The sequence below is a fragment of the Actinocorallia aurantiaca genome (genome assembly GCF_039533685.1).
In the GTDB taxonomy this organism is placed as follows: Bacteria; Actinomycetota; Actinomycetes; order Streptosporangiales; family Streptosporangiaceae; genus Actinocorallia; species Actinocorallia aurantiaca.
The window spans coordinates 501,401-518,926 of the sequence record NZ_BAAATZ010000006.1; the positions used below are offsets into that span (position 1 = coordinate 501,401).

Annotated in this window: 15 protein-coding genes; 12 read left to right on the forward strand and 3 right to left on the reverse strand. The window is 71.3% G+C overall.

Going from position 1 to position 17,526, the window contains the following annotated elements:
- Window positions 1-56 precede the first annotated feature (56 nt).
- Window positions 57-1,085, forward strand: coding sequence for a hypothetical protein (locus ABD327_RS09380; RefSeq protein ID WP_344449850.1), 1,029 nt, complete (start codon window positions 57-59; stop codon window positions 1,083-1,085).
- 28 nt (window positions 1,086-1,113) lie between these two features.
- On the opposite strand, the gene ABD327_RS09385 is transcribed toward ABD327_RS09380, so the two are convergent.
- Window positions 1,114-1,707, reverse strand: a complete 594-nt coding sequence (locus ABD327_RS09385) for a VanZ family protein (RefSeq protein WP_344449851.1) — start codon at window positions 1,705-1,707, stop codon at window positions 1,114-1,116.
- Window positions 1,708-1,856: 149 nt separating this feature from the next.
- On the opposite strand from ABD327_RS09385, the gene ABD327_RS09390 reads away from it, so the two are divergent.
- The 6 genes from ABD327_RS09390 to rox all read left to right on the forward strand — a co-directional run bounded on the left by ABD327_RS09390 (window position 1,857) and on the right by rox (window position 8,428).
- On the forward strand, window positions 1,857-3,017 hold the full coding sequence (locus ABD327_RS09390) for a sensor histidine kinase (protein WP_344449852.1): 1,161 nt from the start codon (window positions 1,857-1,859) through the stop codon (window positions 3,015-3,017).
- A complete protein-coding gene (locus ABD327_RS09395) occupies window positions 3,014-3,664 on the forward strand; it encodes a response regulator (RefSeq protein WP_344449853.1) in 651 nt (216 codons plus the stop codon). The genes ABD327_RS09390 and ABD327_RS09395 overlap by 4 nt, the downstream gene beginning before the upstream one ends.
- A gap of 149 nt (window positions 3,665-3,813) precedes the next feature.
- Window positions 3,814-4,665 (forward strand): RNA polymerase sigma factor SigJ, encoded by an 852-nt coding sequence (sigJ, locus tag ABD327_RS09400; protein WP_344449855.1) that lies wholly within the window; start codon window positions 3,814-3,816, stop codon window positions 4,663-4,665.
- Window positions 4,662-5,099 (forward strand): carboxymuconolactone decarboxylase family protein, encoded by a 438-nt coding sequence (locus ABD327_RS09405; RefSeq protein WP_344449856.1) that lies wholly within the window; start codon window positions 4,662-4,664, stop codon window positions 5,097-5,099. Before sigJ ends, ABD327_RS09405 begins: the two co-directional genes overlap by 4 nt.
- Window positions 5,100-5,258: 159 nt before the next feature.
- Complete coding sequence (locus ABD327_RS09410) at window positions 5,259-6,725, forward strand: OmpA family protein (protein ID WP_344449857.1); 1,467 nt, start codon at window positions 5,259-5,261, stop codon at window positions 6,723-6,725.
- A gap of 248 nt (window positions 6,726-6,973) precedes the next feature.
- Window positions 6,974-8,428 (forward strand): rifampin monooxygenase, encoded by a 1,455-nt coding sequence (gene rox, locus ABD327_RS09415; protein WP_344450112.1) that lies wholly within the window; start codon window positions 6,974-6,976, stop codon window positions 8,426-8,428.
- Between the two features lie 235 nt (window positions 8,429-8,663).
- Here rox and ABD327_RS09420 read toward each other — a convergent pair whose 3' ends face one another.
- Together ABD327_RS09420 and ABD327_RS09425 are read right to left on the reverse strand one after the other, a co-directional pair.
- Window positions 8,664-9,668 carry a metallophosphoesterase family protein gene (locus ABD327_RS09420; RefSeq protein WP_344449858.1) on the reverse strand — a complete coding sequence of 335 codons (1,005 nt, stop codon included), beginning with the start codon at window positions 9,666-9,668 and terminating at the stop codon, window positions 8,664-8,666.
- A gap of 44 nt (window positions 9,669-9,712) precedes the next feature.
- A complete protein-coding gene (locus ABD327_RS09425) occupies window positions 9,713-10,693 on the reverse strand; it encodes a zinc-binding dehydrogenase (protein ID WP_344449859.1) in 981 nt (326 codons plus the stop codon).
- A 153-nt stretch (window positions 10,694-10,846) separates the two neighbouring features.
- Between ABD327_RS09425 and ABD327_RS09430 the strand changes: the two genes are divergently transcribed.
- Genes ABD327_RS09430 through ABD327_RS09450 form a run of 5 tightly spaced genes read left to right on the forward strand, consistent with a single transcriptional unit; the run spans window position 10,847 to window position 17,517 of the window.
- Window positions 10,847-12,427, forward strand: coding sequence for a protein kinase domain-containing protein (locus ABD327_RS09430; RefSeq protein ID WP_344449860.1), 1,581 nt, complete (start codon window positions 10,847-10,849; stop codon window positions 12,425-12,427).
- 39 nt (window positions 12,428-12,466) lie between these two features.
- Window positions 12,467-13,555 (forward strand): response regulator receiver protein, encoded by a 1,089-nt coding sequence (locus ABD327_RS09435; RefSeq protein WP_344449861.1) that lies wholly within the window; start codon window positions 12,467-12,469, stop codon window positions 13,553-13,555.
- A complete protein-coding gene (locus tag ABD327_RS09440) occupies window positions 13,545-15,425 on the forward strand; it encodes an AAA family ATPase (RefSeq protein ID WP_344449862.1) in 1,881 nt (626 codons plus the stop codon). Before ABD327_RS09435 ends, ABD327_RS09440 begins: the two co-directional genes overlap by 11 nt.
- On the forward strand, window positions 15,422-16,087 hold the full coding sequence (locus ABD327_RS09445) for a 4Fe-4S single cluster domain-containing protein (RefSeq protein ID WP_344449863.1): 666 nt from the start codon (window positions 15,422-15,424) through the stop codon (window positions 16,085-16,087). The genes ABD327_RS09440 and ABD327_RS09445 overlap by 4 nt, the downstream gene beginning before the upstream one ends.
- Window positions 16,075-17,517 (forward strand): FHA domain-containing protein, encoded by a 1,443-nt coding sequence (locus ABD327_RS09450; protein WP_344449865.1) that lies wholly within the window; start codon window positions 16,075-16,077, stop codon window positions 17,515-17,517. The genes ABD327_RS09445 and ABD327_RS09450 overlap by 13 nt, the downstream gene beginning before the upstream one ends.
- Window positions 17,518-17,526: the final 9 nt, after the last annotated feature.

Genomic DNA, 17,526 nt, shown 5'->3' on the forward strand with positions numbered 1-17,526 from the left:
TGTTTGCCGCTCTTCGAACAAGAAAAGAGGAGCGGGCGGCATTCACCATGGCCGGCATGAGGAAGATGTTCATCGCCGCGGTGTCCGCCGTTCTGGCGGCCGGGTTCATGGCTCCGGCCGCGTATGCCGAGGAAAGACCATGGCGCGTCACCCGGACTCCGCTGATGGTGTCCGACGCCGGCCTCTCCCGGGTGGCCGCACTGGGGCCCGAGGAGGTGTGGGTCGGCGGTCACGAGGGGCGGTTCTGCTACGACTGGTCGATCCCGCTCCTAGGAGCCGGGAGGAAATGCGAGTTCAGCACGACCGTCAAACGCTGGAACGGTGTCTTCTGGGAGACCAAGAACCCTCCTGCGACGTGGAACCTCGAACTGCTGGACCTCGACGCCTCCTCCTCCGGCAACGTGTGGTTCGCCGGGGAGAAGAACCTCGAAGACCGCTTCTTCCGCTGGGACGGGAACAAGTGGAACGAGATCGTCCTGCCGACGGGGATCTGCTCGAGCATCAGCACGGTCAGCGGACTCAGCCTGACCGCCGTCGGCACCGACGAGCTCTGGGCCGCCTGGGGCCGCGAGTGCGTGATGCACTGGAAGGCCGGTGAATGGACCGTCCATCCGACGCCCGGTCTTCACATCGAGAAGGTCCACGCGCTCGGCGCGAACGACGTGTACCTGTCTCCCGTCTCCCCGGCCCGTAAGCCGCTCCACTGGGACGGCGCCTCCTGGGCCGAGGTGAACGGAGTCCCCAACGCGTTCCTCGTGGGCGTCGACGGCGACGGCTCCTACTACGCCGAACTTTCGAACCTCCGCTCCGTGAAACACGTGTCCAACGGCGTCACGACCGCCCTTCCGCTTTCCCCAGAACCGCTCCCGGGCTCCACTGCCGACGAATACCTGCTGGACGCCGAAGGCTCTCTGTGGCGCGTCGACAAGACCGTCGCCCACCGCTTCGACGGCGCCTCCTGGCAGTCCACGCCCCTCCCGGTCGGCTCGGTCACCGACGTCGACCCCCTCCCCGCACCGGCCGGCTCCCTGTGGGCGGTGGGCACCGCCCCTGACGGAACCCCTGCATCCTTGACCAACAGCTGATCCGAGACCCGCCGTGCCGGGCGACCGGTCAGAGAACGGCGGGCTCTTCCCGTGACCCGGCCGGAGCGGGGGCCGGCAGGGTCAGGCGGCGCAGGAGGGCGTCCAGGCTCGGGACGCGCGCCGCCAGGCGGAAGGCCAGGTAGCCGAGCACGCCGCCGAGGGTGTTGGCGATGAGGTCGTTGACGTCCACGGAGCGGCCGTTGTTGAACAGCAGGTAGGAGAGGAGCTGCGCCGTCTCGATCGCCAGGGAGGCGAGGAAGGCGAGGCCCGCGATCCGCTTCAGGGAGGAGGGGGCGGACATCAAAGGGATGAGGAAGCCCAGCGGCACCAGCATGACCACGTTGGGGACGAACGACAGGTCGACGGTGAGCAGCGGGATGAAGTTGACCATCTCGTACCAGGGCGTCTGGTTCGCGTAACGGCCGTACGTGATCGCGACCGGGAAGATCGTGAGGCTGAGCACGGCCGCCGTGTAGAAGGCCGCGGCGAGGCGGACGAGGGCGTGGCCGCCGGTCCAGCCGGGGTGCCTTCGCGCGGCGCGGACGGCCGTGAGGACGCAGAAGGCGGCCAGGAGCGGCCCCAGGACGAGCTCGGCACCGATCTCGAAATCGATGTCATTCACCGGCTTGCTCCTTACTTCGAGGACTTCGTCGCCGACGAGTCTCGGTCCGCGCCCTCTCTCCCCGGATCTTCCGAAAGGAGGGTCTCCCGTGCCCGCACTACGACTTTCGGCAGATCCGTCCGCTCCAACCCGCGGTTAGCCTCACCGATATGAAATCTGACGGGCGGTTCCGGCTCCTCGACACGGCCTTGGCGGTGGGGGCCGTTACCGTCGTGGGCTTCGGCGGGCTGCTCGACCTCCGGTGGGACGCGTTCTACGGGGCCGTGGGCGGAATCAAGCTGGGTTGCCTGGCGGTGGCGTTCGCGGTCGCGCTCGTCTCCTGGCGGCTGGGAGCCCGTGCCCTGTCGGCTGCGGCCTGCGCCGCCGGAGCGGTGTCGCTGGCGGGGACGGTCGCCCTCCGCGTCGTCTCCGGAGCGGACTTCTCGGCTTCGGACGCGTTCGGGTTCACCGAGCCGGCCGTCCTGCTCGTCCTGCTGGCGCTCGTCTCCTGGCGGGGGGCTCCGGCCGGCGCCGTCGCGGCCGCGCCGACGCTGGTGGCGGCGATCGCCCTGAGGCCCGTGGCGATCGGAGTGCGGGACACCGGGGTGATCATGGCCCTGTTCCTCGCCCTGGCCGCCGTGACGGTGCTGGGGGCGGGGCTCACGGCCCGTCTGGTCTCGGTGGACAGGCGGCGGCGGGAGGCGAACGTGCGGCTGGAGCAGCGGGCGGAGTTCGCCCGGGACCTGCACGACTTCGTCGCCCACCACGTGACGGGCATCGTCGTGCAGGCGCAGGGGGCTCGGGCCGTCGCAGCGAAGAGGCCGGAACTCGTCCTGCCCGCGCTGGAGGAGATCGAACGGGCCGGAGCGGAGGCCTTGACGTCGATGCGCCGCATGGTGGGGATGCTGCGCGAGTCCGACGAAGGTCTCGCGCGCACCGTCTCCCCGGGGATCGACTCGGTGCGCTCCCTCGTCGGCGAGCTCTCCCTGCCGGACGGCGCCAAGGCCGAACTCGTCGAACGGGGGACGCTCGAGGACCTTCCGGTGGAGATCGCGGGCACCGTGCACCGGGTGGTCATGGAAGCGCTGACCAACGTGCGCAAGCACGCCCATGACTGCGCCGAGGTGGAGGTCCTGGTGGCCCGCGCCCCGGACGGGGTGACCGTGCGGGTCCACGACGACGGGCGCAGGCGGCATGGCACGGGCGGAGGATTCGGGCTCAAAGGGCTGGAGGAGAGGGTGTCGATGGTCGGAGGCGTATTGCGGGCCGGACCCGAACCGGACGGAGGCTGGACCGTCGAAGCCGTCCTTCCGGCGGGGGAGTTCCGGTGACGATCCGGGTGATGATCGCCGACGACCAGGCCATGGTCCGCACCGGCTTCGGGATGATCCTCGCCGCCGAGGACGGCATCGAGGTCGTCGCCGAGGCCGCCGACGGGGCGCAGGCGGTCGAGCTGGCCGTCCGGCACCGCCCCGACGTGGTGCTCATGGACATCCGCATGCCCCGCCTGGACGGCCTGGAGGCGCTGCGCCTGCTCACCCGCCCCGGCCTCGCCGACCCTCCGAAGGTCGTCATGGTGACGACCTTCGACGACGACGAGTACGTCCACCGCGCACTGCACGGCGGCGCGCACGGCTTCATCCTCAAGGACGCCGGGCCCGCCCTGCTGGTCGAGGCCGTCAGGGCCGCCGCGTCGGGAGAGGCGCTGGTCAGCCCGTCCATCACGCTCCGGCTGCTGCGCAGGTTCAAGGACGCGGCGCCCGCCCCCCGCGGGCCGAACGCGGCACTGTCCTCCAGGGAGACGGAGGTCGCCGGGCTCGTGGCCCGGGGCCTCACCAACGCGGAGATCGCCACCGCGCTCTCCATCACCGTGGGCACGGTGAAGACGCACCTCACGAACGTGCAGGCCAAGCTCCCCGCCCGCAACCGCGTGGAGATCGCCGTCTGGGCCTGGGAGTCGGGCCTCACCGGGAACTGAAGATCACAGATCGAATCAACCCGGCGTTCTGTGCCTCTTACCGGGGAAATCCCCCTTGCCTCACCCCGTCCCTGCGCGCCGGGACCTGCCCGATCACCCCGCCCGCTGAGCCGATGTCACACTTCGCCCGGCCGTCTCGTGCTCAGGGTATGAACGATCTCGTGACCGACTTCGACGCGTTGCGGCCGCGGCTCGTCCGGGTGGCCTACGGGGTGCTCGGCGACCTGGCCGAGGCCGAGGACGTCGTCCAGGACGCCTGGTTGCGGATGTGGCGTGCCGGGGTGGACGGGGACGTCGAGGGCTGGCTGGTCGTGACGGTGTCGCGGCTCGCCCTCGACGTGCTGAGGTCGGCCCGGCACCGGCGGGAGCGGTATGTCGGGCCCTGGCTGCCGGAGCCCGTCGTCACCGCCCCCGACCCGGCCGACCGGGTGACGCTGGACGAGTCGATGAGCCTGGCACTGCACGTCGTCCTGGAGTCGCTGAGCCCCGCCGAGCGCACCGTGTTCGTGCTGCACGACGTGTTCGGGATGGCCTTCCCCGAGGTGGCGGAGGCCGTCGGACGCACGCCCGAGGCCTGCCGCCAACTGGCCTCGCGGGCGCGGCGGCACGTGCGGGCGCGGGCGCCCCGGTTCGACGTGGACGAGGCCGAGCACCGGCGGGCGGTCGCGCTGTTCGCCGAGGCCGCCTCGGGAGCCGACTTGGTGAAGCTGCTGGGCGTGCTCGACCCGGACGTCGTCCTGCGCACCGACGGCGGCGGGCGGGTCCGCGCGGCCCTCAACCCCGTGGCCGGCTCCGAGCGGGTCGCCCGGTTCCTCGCCGGGGTCAAGCGGAAGTTCGCCTCGGCCGCCGTGTTCGTCCCCGCGACGGTCAACGGGGCCCCCGGCCTGCTGCGCGTGCTGGACGGCACGGTCACCGGCGTCTTCGGCTTCACCGTCGTCGGCGGTCGGATCCGCGAGATCGACATCCAGATGAATCCCGAGAAGCTGAGGAGCCTCCCATGAGAATCGACATCCTGGCCACAGCCCCCGAAGTCCACCGGGCGTTCGGCGCGCTCGAGAAGTACATCCGCTCGTCCGGGCTGCCCGACGCCACCGTCGACCTGTTGTACCTGCGCATCAGCCAGCTCAACGGCTGCGCCTACTGCGTGGACGCGCACAGCGCCGACCTGAAGAGGCTGGGCGAGGACGACCGGCGCATCTGGGGCGTGGCCGCCTGGCGCGAATCCCCCTTCTACACCCCGGCCGAACGCGCCGCCCTGGCCCTCGCCGAGGAGGGCACCCTCCTGCCGGGAGGCGAGGGCGTCTCCGACGCCGTCTGGGAGGAGGCCGCCGCGCACTACCCGGAAGAGCTGCTCGCCGCTCTGATCGCGACCATCGCCCAGATGAACGCCATGAACCGGCTGGGCGTCATCAACAAGCTCGCCCCTCGGCCGTAACCGGTGCCCGTTGCCGGTGCTCCCCGCCCGCCACGGCCGGGGAGCACCGGCCGGCGTGGTGCAAGGTCCCGCCTCGTCACAAATTGAACACCCACCGCGAACCGGACGACCGGGCAGAGAATCTCACGGGGAAACCCCCCGCCTTCCCCAGGAGTCCCCATGCCCCCTTCCGGCACACGCCGCGCCCCGGTCTGGCGGATGTGGACCGCGGCCCTGCTCCTCCTCACCGCGGCCTGCACCGACGATCCGTCGCCCTCCTTGCCCGGGAAGACCCCCGCCGGCCTGCCCGTGGCACCCGCCGGGCCGGACACCCGGCCCGCGCTCGCGACGGTCGACGTCGACACCGATGACAAGGCGCGACTGGAGCTCGTCGGGCTCAACCGTTATGGGCCTGCGCACGTCCTCGTCCAGATCCGGATCACCAACCTGGACGACGACCGGCACAACCCGATGCACCAGATCAACGACCATGTCGGCGACCGCCCGGACTTCAAGCACGCGACCGGGATCGCGCTGGTCGACACGGCGGCCCGGCGCGTGCTCTCCCCGTTGCGGACCGCCGGCGGGTGCGTCTGCTCCACCGACGAGGACGGCTACAAGCCGTACCTCGATCCCGGCGGGCACAAGACGTTCTTCGCGGTGGTCCCCGCGCCCTCCGGCGGCGCCCGCACCACGACGGTGCTGCACCAGATGGGCACGCCGTTCCTCAACGTCCCGATCAGCGACGAGCCCCCGACCGCGCCGCCCGGCCAGGCCGTCCCGCCTCCCGTCGGCGAGGAGCGGAACTACCCGATCGAGGCGCATTCCGAGGACCCCGAGACCGAGGTCCGCGACGACGGACGGGAGGTGGAGGTCAGCATCTCCGCGGACGTGCTCTTCGCCGTCGACTCCGCGGACCTCACCTCCGCCGCGGACCGCCTGCTGCGCGAGACCGCGTCCCGGATCGGCGGCGGCGCCGTCAAGGTCGAGGGCCACGCCGACAGCACCGGCACGGACGAGATCAACGACCCGCTCTCCCTTCGCCGCGCCGAGGCCGTCGCCGAACGCCTGCGCGCCCTCGTCCCCGCCGCGACGTTCGAAGCCGAAGGCCTCGGCTCCCGCGAACCGCTCTACCCGAACGACGAGAAGGAGGGTCGCCGCCGCAACCGGCGGGTCACCGTCACCTTCACCCGGACCCCGACCGCGCCCTCCCCGGCCCCCGTCGCGACCACCGGAACCTCCCGGGCCGACGGCTTCACCGTCGCCCCCGACCCGCTGCAGCCCATCGGCGGCGGCCTGGGCGTCCTCACCTACACCGTCACCAACACCAACCCGAAGGAGACGTGGCGGCACGAGATGTCCCACGACGAGGGCTGGCAGCGCATCCGTTTCAACGCCGCCATCAACGTCAAGCTGGCCGACGGCGACCGCGGTATCCGCCCCGCCCGCTACACGGTGCGGGACAGCAGCTCGCGCGCCAACCTCTGCCTGTGCTCCTCCACTTCCGGAGTCTGGATCGGCGCCAACAACTTCGATCCGAACGAGACCAAGCACTTCTGGGCCCTCCTCCAGCTCCCCTCCACTCCCGGCACCACAGCCGAAATAGCCGACCTGCCCGCTGTTCCCGTCTCCGTTCAAGGGCCGTAAGGGAAAAGGGTTGGACGGGGCGATGGTCGGGCTTGTAGCTTGCGGTCGACCGTGACACCGCCCGAGGAGGTGAGACCCATGAACGCTGTATCGATGTGGGTGCTCCCCCTTGCCGTCACGGTCGGGCGATTGACGTAGGTGTCGCCGGGAGCGCCGCGATGACAAGGCACTCCCGAAAGGCAACACCTGTGCACTCTCCCCGATTCACCGCCGAGCCGTCGTCGAACGGTACGGTCGAGCGCGACCCCGTGTTCGACGTGATCATCGCCGGATGCGGGCCGACCGGTGCGATGCTGGCCGCCGAACTGCGGCTGCACGATGTGCGGGTACTCGTTCTGGAGAAGGAGACCGAGCCCGCGTCGTTCACCCGCATAGTCAGTCTGCATATACGCAGCCTCGAGCTGATGGCGATGCGCGGACTGCTGAACCGCATTCTCGAACGAGGAAGACGGCGCCCGGTCGGCGGCATCTTCGCCGCCATCCCCAAACCCGCGCCCAAGGGCCTGGATTCCGCGTACGCCTATCTGCTGGGCATCCCGCAGCCGGTCATCGAGCACCTGCTAGAAGAACACGCGATCGGACTAGGTGCGCAGGTCCGGCGCGGTTGTGCGGTCGCCGGTTTCGAGCAGGACGACGAGGGCGTGACCGTCGAACTGTCCGACGGGAAACGGTTGCGTTCGCGCTATCTCGTCGGCTGTGACGGCGCGCGCAGCACGGTGCGCAAACTGCTCGGCGTCGGCTTCCCCGGCGAGCCCTCACGGACCGAGACGCTGATGGGCGAGATGGAAGTGGGCGTGCCGCAGGAGGAGATCGCCGCCAAGGTGACCGAAATCAGCGAGACCCACAAGCCATTCTGGCTCAGGCCCTTCGGCGGAGGGGTCTACAGCGTCGTAGTCCCCGCCGCGGGAGTCAGCGACCGTGCGGAACCGCCCACCCTCGAGGATTTCCAACAACGGTTGCGCACCATCGCCGGAACCGATTTCGGCGTGCACTCCCCGCGCTGGTTGTCCCGCTTCGGAGATGCCACCCGGCTCGCCGAGTGTTATCGGGTCGGGCGGGTGCTGCTGGCCGGCGATGCGGCGCACATCCATCCGCCCGCCGGCGGCCAGGGCCTCAACCTGGGCGTTCAGGACGCGTTCAACCTCGGCTGGAAACTGGCCGCGCAGATCCGCGGTTGGGCGCCGGAAACACTGCTGGACACCTACCAGGCCGAACGCCATCCGGTCGCCCGGGACGTGCTGGACAACACCCGCGCCCAGACGGAACTGACGTCCGCCGAACCGGGCCCGCAGGCCGTGCGCAGGCTGCTCACCGAACTGATGGACCTCGACGAGGTGAACCGCCATCTGATCGAGAAGATCACCGCGATCGGCATCCGCTACGACTTCGGCGAGGGCCCCGACCTGCTCGGCCGCCGCCTGCCCGACATCGACGTCGCCCAGGGCCGCCTCTACGGTCTGCTGCATCGCGGCCGCGGCCTGCTGCTGGACCGCACCGAACGCCTGACCGTCGGCGGCTGGTCGGACCGGGTCGATCACCTCGCGGACCCCACCGCGGCACTGGACGTCCCGTGCGTCCTGCTACGCCCCGACGGCCACGTCGCCTGGATCGGCGACGATCAGCAGGACCTGGACGACCACCTCTCCCGCTGGTTCGGCAGGCCCGGCCTCCCCCCGCAGAACGGCGAGCGGGAACCGGGCTGAGCACCGCGGGAACGGCGACCGTCCCGTCAGCGGCCCCATCACCAGGTACGGCGCGTCCTCGTCCTGTCCGATGTCGTGCACCACCGCGACGTGCGGATGCACCGGCCCGGCCGCCACCGCGCCTCCCGCTGGAACCCGCACCGACATCTCCACGGGCACCCGGAAAGAACCAAAAGAACAATAGTGTTTCGATGGACTTCGTGAGACGTCCGGAAGGGTGCGTCGGGCCGGTGGTTCAGTCGGGGAGGTCGGGCAGGGTCAGGCCCAGCGCCGCGGCCAGGTCGATGGTCCTGCGGGGGGTCGGGCACCGCCTGGCCAGGCCGTCGGAGTCGAGGCGGCCGTCGCGGGCCTGGAACAGGACCGGCGCGGCGGGGTGCCGACGCAGCTCGTCCGTGGTGAGCTCGCCGGCGATGCGCTGCGCCGCGGCGGTCAGGGCGGGGAAACACGACCGCAGGTCCGCGGCCCATGCTTCGAGTGCCTTCAGCCAATCGTGCACGGCCGCGTCGGTGGTCGAGGAGAACCGTTCGATCGCCTGAGCCAGTTCCGGCCAGGTTTGGTCGCGCCACGGCCTGGTCTTCAGGACGGGCAGCTGCCACCGGCGTTTGGTGATCGCCCAGTGGTCGGCACGGGCCCGGACCGCGTGGACCGTGAATCCCGGGACGCACAGGGCGGTCAGGTTCCAGCCGTGGCAGGCGCCGGTGTCGAGGCCGAAGACCCTGCCGTCGCGGATCAGCGGTTCCCGGCCGGTGACGTGGTGACCGAACACGACCGGTTCGGCGTCGGTGTAGTGGTCGTGCCAGTGGCCGCCGGGGAACAGCGCCGCGAGTTCCCGTTCCCCGCTGGTCGAGCCGCAGAGGATCTCCTCCTTCTGGGAGGCCAGGGGGACCCCGGGCAGCATCGCGGCGTGGACGACGCGGACCTGCTCGTTCTCGAAGTAGTAGGGCAGCGTCCGCATCCAGTCGACCGTCTCGGCGTAGCGGGCGCCGAGCTGCAGGCGCGTGATCTCCTGCGCGTAGGAGAAGATCCCCCGCACGTGTTTGCGCTCGTGGTTGCCCATCAGCACGACGGAGTTCGGACGTCCGCGGAAGAACTCGACGACGTCGCCGGGCGCCGGACCGCGGTCGACCAGGTCCCCGACGCTGATCAGCAGATCGTCCGGGCGGAGGTCGACTTTCTCCAGCAGGTCGAGCAGTTCGTCGAAACAGCCGTGAATGTCACCCACGATGACGGTGCGCCCCATCCGGGGATCCTAGGAAGACGCCGGTTCGCCGCACAAAGCATTTTTCACATGTGGGCGTCAGGAACCAGGACGACCTTTCCCGTCGTGGCACGCGACTCGAGGGCGGCGTGTGCGGCGGCGGCCTGTGACAGGGGGAAGGTCTGGAAGGCCGGTACCAGGCTTCCGTCGGCGGCCGCCGCGAGGGCGCGGGCCTCTTCGGCGGACCGGTCCTGGCGCTCCAGCAGCAGTGCCAGGGCGTCGGTGAAGCTCACGCCGCGTTCCTTCAACTCCTTCTCGGTCGGGAGGAAGTCCTCACGCGAGGCCGCTCCGATGGTGATGTAGCGTCCTCCCTCCGCGAGCAGGCCGAAGGCGGCGCGGCCCTTGTCCCCTTCGACGCCGTCCACGACGGCGGTGACGCCGCGGCCGTCCAATGCCTTGCGGACGGTGTCCGGCCAGTCCGGCAGGTTGTAGTCGACGGCTATGTCGGCCCCCAGTTCCGCTACGGCCGCCGTCTTCGCCGGGCCGCCTGCCGCGCCGACGACCGTGGCGCCGACGTTGCGGGCGTGCTGGACGACCAGACGGCCGATGCCCCCGGCCGCGGAGGTGACCAGCACCACGTCGCCGGAGGTCAGTGCGGCGACGTCGAGCAGGAAGACGGCGGTGGTGCCCGTGACGACCATGGTGACGGCGGCCTCGTGACTCAGCCCGGACGGAATCCGGTGCAGGGACGAGACGTCCGCGACGGCGAGTTCGGCGTAGCCTCCCGGCCTGCCGTGCCCCGTCACCACCTCGGTGCCGACCAGGGCCTCGTCCACGCCCGGTCCGACGGACTCGACGACGCCCGCCACCTCTCCCCCGAAGATCGCCGGGAGTTCGGGGAGCGGCGGGCCGATCGCCAGCCCTTCCCGCATCGCCGTCTCGATCTGGTGGACTCCCGCGGCCCTCACCGACACGCGGACCTCACCCGGGCCCGGCACGGGATCGGGCACGGTCTCGTACCGGAGGTTCTCAGCGGGTCCGAACACGTGCAGTACGACAGCGTGCATGGCTTTCCTTCCTGAAACTACCGAAGACGCCATTCTGAAACTTCAACTTCACTTGAGGTCAAGCCCGTACCGTCCGCGGGCGGGACGAGGACGTGAGCGGCGCCAAATAACTGTGTCGGGTGCGTCCGGGTTCGTGCGCGGTAGGCTCGCGGCGTGGACGACCCGCAGTGGACGCGACGGGATCCGGGAGTCACCAGCCGGGATGCGCCGGGGGCGCAGCAGGCGGGAGGGGACTCCCTGGTGCGGTTGCCGGGGGTGCTGGGTTCGCGGTTCGCGGTCGAGGGAGAACTCCCCGTCCAGGGAGCCGAATCCGACCTCCTGCTGGTGCGGGAGCACTCCGGGGGCGCCGAACGGTACGTCGTCAAGATCTACCGGCGCGGGTATTCGGCGGACCGTGAGGTGTGGGAGGTCCTGCCGCGGTTGACGTCCCGGCATGTCGTCCGGGTCCTGGAGACGGGGCACGCGGACGGGCGGGACTACGAGATCCTCGAATACCTGCCCGAAGGCAACCTGCGGGACCTGTCCCGCAGGCGGCAGGTGGATCCGACGGCGGCGGTGGCGCAGCTGGCCGAGGGGCTGAGGACGCTGCACGACGCGGGGATCGTGCACCGGGACCTCAAACCCGAGAACGTGCTGGTGCGCGGGAGCGAACTCGTCATCACCGACTTCGGGCTCAGCCGGGTGCTGGAGCAGAGCGTGGTGTTCGCGTCGTCGTCGCGGACGCTGGCGTACGCGGCGCCGGAGTCTCTGTCGGGGCAGGTGTCGCCGGCGCGGGACTGGTGGTCGCTCGGGATGATCGCGCGGGAGCTGATCACCGGGCGGAAGCCGTTCGACGGGCTGAGCGAGACGGTCGTCGTCGACCATCTGGCCACGCGGGCCATCGAGAACGACGACGTGCGGGACCCTCACCTCCGGCTGCTCTGCCGGGGGCTGCTCACCCGGGATCCGCGGCGGCGGTGGGGGCACCCGCAGATCGCGGAGTGGCTGCGGGGCGGGGCTCCCGACGTCCAGGAGGAGACCGCCGAGCCGGTTCGGCCGTACGTGCCGCCGCAGCCGTCGCGGCCGTCAGCGCCTTCCTCAGCGCCCGCACCGGACGTGTCCGAGGCCGAGGCCGCCTACCGGGCCGAAGGGCGTGCCGCGCTGTGGGAGCAGCGGGAGAACAGACGAAAAGAAGGACGCGGCGCCGCGCGGGTGCGGGCCGTCCTGTGGTCGCTGGCCTTCCTCGCCCTGTGGAGCGCCGGGAGCCTCGCGATCGCGGCGATGGCCGGGGAGTCGCAGCCCGGTGAGACGGCGAGCGTCGGCGGGGTGCAGCGGGCCGCGGCCGTGCCGCTCGGGCTGATGCTGCTCGTGAGCGCGGGCGCCTGGCTCGTCTCGGCGGCCGTGGAACTCGCGCTCGCCCACCAGCAGGGCTCCGACTACCTGGCGGGCGGGCCGTGGGCGGCGCTCGCCAAGAGCGGCAGGCTCGTCAGCGGCGGGCTTTCCAAGACGTCGCAGGCGATGTCGAACACGGCGCGGCGGACGGGCGCGCGCGGGTGCGGGACGGCGCTGCTGGCGGCGACCATCCCCCTGCTGATGCTGCTGCTGCTCGTCTCCGTCCTCAGCTCCCTGGCCTGGCTGCTGTGGCTGCTGCTGGTCGCGGTCGCGACCGTCGGGCACGCGCTGGGCGGGGGCATGCGAAGCCACCGGTGGCGTGAGGCGAACTCCGCGCGCCGCCGGGAAGTCATAGAAGGCTGACTCCGTGCGAATTCGGGGCGCATCTGGAAGGGGCACCAGTTGAGCAGTGGCGTGGAGGCGGAGATCGTCCTGGACGCCGCGGTGATCGCCAGCCTGGGCATGAACCGGCTGCTCGGCGCGGGTGCGGGCGCCGGGGCGAAGACGGCGGAGGTGCTGGCCGCGCTCGCCGAGAAGAAGGCCGGCGGGCGGGCCGAGGCGCTCGCCGAGGTCGAGCGGTACGAACGCGCCCTGCGGGAGGTCATCGACCGGAACGCCCGGATCCGCGCCCTCGGTGATGTGCTGAGCCGAACGCACCAAGAGCACGGAACGGTACTCAACGTGCCGCTTCCTGCGGAACTGGCCTTCACCGGGGAAGAGGACTACGGCGAGCTCGTCACCTGGTGCGCGGCCGTCGACCAGGCGCTCGACAAGGCGGAGCGCGCCATCTCCGAGGAACTCGGACGGCTCGTCACAGCCCGGCTGAAGACGCCCGCGAACCGCGGCGAGGACCTCTCCCGCGTCCTTTCACGCCTTCTCCCCGACACCGCCTCCGCGGACCGTCAGCGCGTCCAGGAGGCCGCCGAACGCGTCGCCCGGGCCACCACGGACGCGGAGGCCGAGGCGATGCTCACCGAGGTGCGGCTGCGCGTCCAGGAGGCCGGCAGGAACGTCAAGGCCGAACGCGAACGCCTCAAGGCCTGGGCGCTGGAGCAGGACAGGCTGGCGCAGGCCGAAGCCGAACGCCGGTACATCCTGGCGACCGTCACCCGGACGTTCGAAGAGCTCGGCTACCAGGTGGACGCGGGCTTCTCGACGTTCGTCCCCGTGGAGGGCTCCCTGCTCCTGACCCGCTCCGAGTGGCCGGACCAGGCCGTCCGGATGCAGCTGGACGACTCCACCCTGCGCGCCAAGATGATGCGCACCCGTCCCGCGGCGAGCGAGGACGACCGCCGCCGCGACGCCGAACGCGAACGCGAATGGTGCGACGCCTTCGAGGCCGCCAAGGAGAAGCTGCAGAAGGACGGGCTGAACATGGCGCTCACCTGGCGTCTGGAGCCCGGCGCCGAGGAGCTCCCGCTGGGTGCACAATCGACGACGACCACCACGCAGAAGACGAACAAGCCGAGGGAACGCCGACTTGAGCACTGACCAGCCCACACTCGGCGGCCGCCTGATGGGCTGGCCTCCGTTCATCCGCGAGCTCGACGCGACCCTGTCGGTGCACTCCCAGTACGTCCTGTCGGGCAACCTCTACGACAGTTTCCTCTTCCCCAACGACGACGAGATCGCGCTGCTCCCGCTGCGCGAACTGCTGTGGGAGGCGCTCCAGTCCAGCGGACTGTCCTGCATGCTCGTCTACGACCTGGTGGACGGCCTGCGCATCTTCCCCGAGGACGACGACGCCCTGGCCGCCGCCGAGAAGCTGCTCGGCAAATGGGACGCCAAGCCGTCCCTGGAGGGGCTCACCAAGCATCTGGCGGCCGTGGCCCGGCCCGCGGAGCAGATCCGCGCGGCCTTCCTCATCGAGGGCGCCTCCCGGATCGCCGCCTCCCCCACCGACCTCCAGCCGGCCGAACGCGACTTTTTCCGCTTCTGCGAGAAGCTCTCCCGCACCGCCCGGCCCGTACGGGCGCCCGGGGTGCGGCCCAAGCCGTTCTACAACCCGATCCTGTGGCTGGTGGAGCGCCCCGGCGACCTCCCGCCCTGGCTGGTCGCCGAGAACGACGCCATCCGCGAGCTGACGCTTCCCCGCCCGCACCTGGGCGACCGGCAGGTGACGGCCCGGCTGCTGGCCCGCGCCTTCGCCGCCGACCCGGAGACCGACCACTCCGCCGCCGAGGCCTGCGACGCCTTCGCCGAGCAGGCCGACGGGCTGACCCTCCAGTCGATGATCGAGGTCACCCGGCTGGCCAAGGAGCGCAACGTCGACCTGGCCGACCTGCCCGACGCCGTGCGCACCTACAAGCTGGGCGTCCTGGACAACCCGTGGTCGCGCGGCCACCTGCGCCGCCGGGTGCTGGACGGCGAGCGCCGCGTGCCCGAGCGGGTCCTGGGCCAGCCCCAGGCCGTCACCAAGACCCTGGACATCCTCAAGCGGGCGGTGCTGGGCCTGTCGGGGGCGCAGGCCACCAAGTCCGGCGCCCGGCCGCGCGGCGTGCTGTTCTTCGCGGGCCCGACCGGCACCGGCAAGACCGAGCTGGCCAAGTCGATCACCGAGCTGGTGTTCGGCGACGACTCGGCCTACCTGCGCTTCGACATGTCGGAGTTCTCCGCCGAGGGAGCGGGCGACCGGCTGATCGGCTCCCCGCCCGGCTACATCGGCCACGAGGCGGGCGGCGAGCTGACCAACGCGGTGCGCGAGGACCCGTTCCGGGTGATCCTCTTCGACGAGATCGAGAAGGCCCACCCGCGGATCCTCGACAAGTTCCTGCAGATCCTGGAGGACGGCCGGCTGACCGACGGGCGCGGCCACACCGTGCACTTCTCCGAGTCGATCCTGATCTTCACCTCGAACCTGGGCTCGTCCCAGGTGGTGCCGGGCCTGGGCTACGCCGAGATCGAGCACCGGATCAAGAGCGCGATCTCCGACCACTTCACCTCGACGCTCAACCGCCCCGAGCTGCTCAACCGGCTCGGCGACAACGTGATCGTCTTCAACTTCATCGGCCCCGAGGCCGCGTCGAAGATCTTCGATCTGCAGCTGGCGAACATCTGCCGCCGGGTCACCGAGGAGCACCGGCTCAGCCTGGCGGTGAAGTCCGAGGTGATGGGTACCCTGCGTGAATGGTGCACGGGCGAGCTGGACAAGGGAGGGCGGGGCATCGGCATGGCGCTGGAGTCCCACTTCGTCAACCCGCTGGCCCGCGCCCTGTTCGAGCTCGACCTGCCCCCCGGCCAGCAGATCACGGTCCGGAGCATCAGGCGCGAGGGCAGCATCGTCGAGCTGGAGCTGCACTCCGAGGACTCTGCAGGCTCCGCGGACTCCGCGGGCTCCGGCCCCCCGGACGAGCAGCCGTGAACGCGGGGGGCGGCGCCTCGGTCAGGCTGGCCAAGCTCCACCATCCGGTGACCGCGCTGGGCCCGGGCACGCGGGCCGGGATCTGGTTCCAGGGCTGCACCCTGGCCTGTCCCGGCTGCCTGTCCCGGGACACCTGGGAGGCCGACGAGAGTCTCCGGATCCCGGTCTCCTCGGTGTTGGAGTGGGTCGCGGGCCTGCCGGGACTGGACGGCGTCACCATCTCCGGCGGGGAGCCGTTCCAGCAGCCCCAGGCCCTGCGCGAGCTGCTGGAGGGCCTCCGGGAGTGGCGTAGCTCACGCCCGGTGGACATCCTTGTCTATTCCGGATATGTAATCTCGAGGCTCTCGCGGAATCAGGAGTCGCGGGACATCCTTAAACTGTGCGACGCTGTGGTGACCGGTCCGTACGTGGAACGGCTCAACGACGGATCCCCGCTCCGGGGGTCGGCGAACCAGCAACTCGTGCCGCTGTCCCCTCTCGGGCGCCGGCGGTACGGGTCGGACGAGATGGACGGGCGGCGCATGCAGGTGTGCGTCGAAGACGGTGCGGAAGGACGGCGGGTGTACTACATCGGCATCCCGCGCCGAGGCGACATGGATCGTCTGAGCGCGGTGCTGGACGGGGCGGGAGTACGAGCCGGGGAGGCCTCATGGAGACTCTGACCTGCGAGGTCTGTCAGACCCCGCACAATCCTGGCGACCTGATCTGCATGACCTGCGGGAACAACCTCACCCGCGGGCGCCGTCGGCGTCCCGCTCCGGCGGAGCAGCCCTACTCGTCGCAGCCGGGTCCCGCGGGAGGCTACGGGCAGCCTCCGGCACAGGACCCGTACGGGCAGCCCGCCCAGTACGGACAGCCTCCGGCACAGGACCAGTACGGACAGCCGCAGCAGGGCTACGGGCAGCAGCCCCCCGCGCAGGACCCCTACGGGCAGCCCCAGCAGGGCTACGGGCAGCCCGCCCCCCAGGGCGGCTACGGGCAGCAGCCCCCCGCCCAGGACCCCTACGGCCAGCCCCCGGCACAGGACCCGTACGGCCAGCCGCAGCAGCAGGGCTACGGGCAGCAGCCCCCCGCCCAGGACCCGTACGGCCAGCCCAACCAGCTCGGCCAGCCCGCCCCCCAGGGCGGCTACGGACAGCCCCCCGCGCAGGACCCCTACGGGCAGCCCGCCCAGGACCAGTACGGGCAGCCCCCGGCACAGGACCCCTACGGCCAGCCCAACCCGCCCAACCAGCTCGGCCAGCCGGGCGCGCAGGGCGGCTACGGACAGCCTCCGGCGCAGGACCCGTACGGCCAGCCCGCACCGGATCCGTACAGCCAGCCGCAGGCGGCCCCCCCGGGCGGCTACGGGCAACAGCCCCCCGCCCAGGACCCGTACGGCCAGCCCCAGCAGGGCTACGGGCAGCAGCCCCCCGCCCAGGACCCGTACGGCCAGCCCCAGCAGGGCTACGGGCAGCAGCCCCCCGCGCAGGACCCGTACGGGCAGCCCCAGCAGGGCTACGGGCAGCCTCAGCAGGGATTCGGACAGCCTCCCGCACAGGACCCCTACGGAGCCCCCCAGCCGGGCTACGGAGCCCCCCAGGACCCGTACGGACGCCGTCCCGGCCAGTTCGACCCGCCGCCGGCCCGTGACGGCACGCTGGTGCCGCCGGATCAGCGGCAGCAGCACGGCCACCACCCGGACAGCACCGCCGCGATGTGCCCGCACTGCGAGAGCGTGCTGGCCAACCCCGCGGCGGCGCAGTGCAACGTCTGCCTGAAGCCGTTGCGCCCCGGCGGCATGGGCCCGGCCCTGCGGCTGAGCTTCCCCACCGGGGAGCTGAAGGTCGTGCCGGGTCAGCAGCTGATCCTCGGCCGCGACGCCGGACAGTCCCCGGCCGCCTCGACGTTCACCCAGTACGACAACGTGTCCCGCAAGCACGCGACCGTCTGGCTGGACCCCGCGGGCGTGGCCAAGGTCCGCGACGAACGTTCCACCAACGGCACGTTCGTCAACGGCGAGCGGCTCTCCCCCGGCGTCGAGGCCTTCCTCCAGGACGGCGACTCGCTCCGGCTGGCCGCCGACGTGACCGGCACGGTGCACCTGACCTGATCGTTCGGG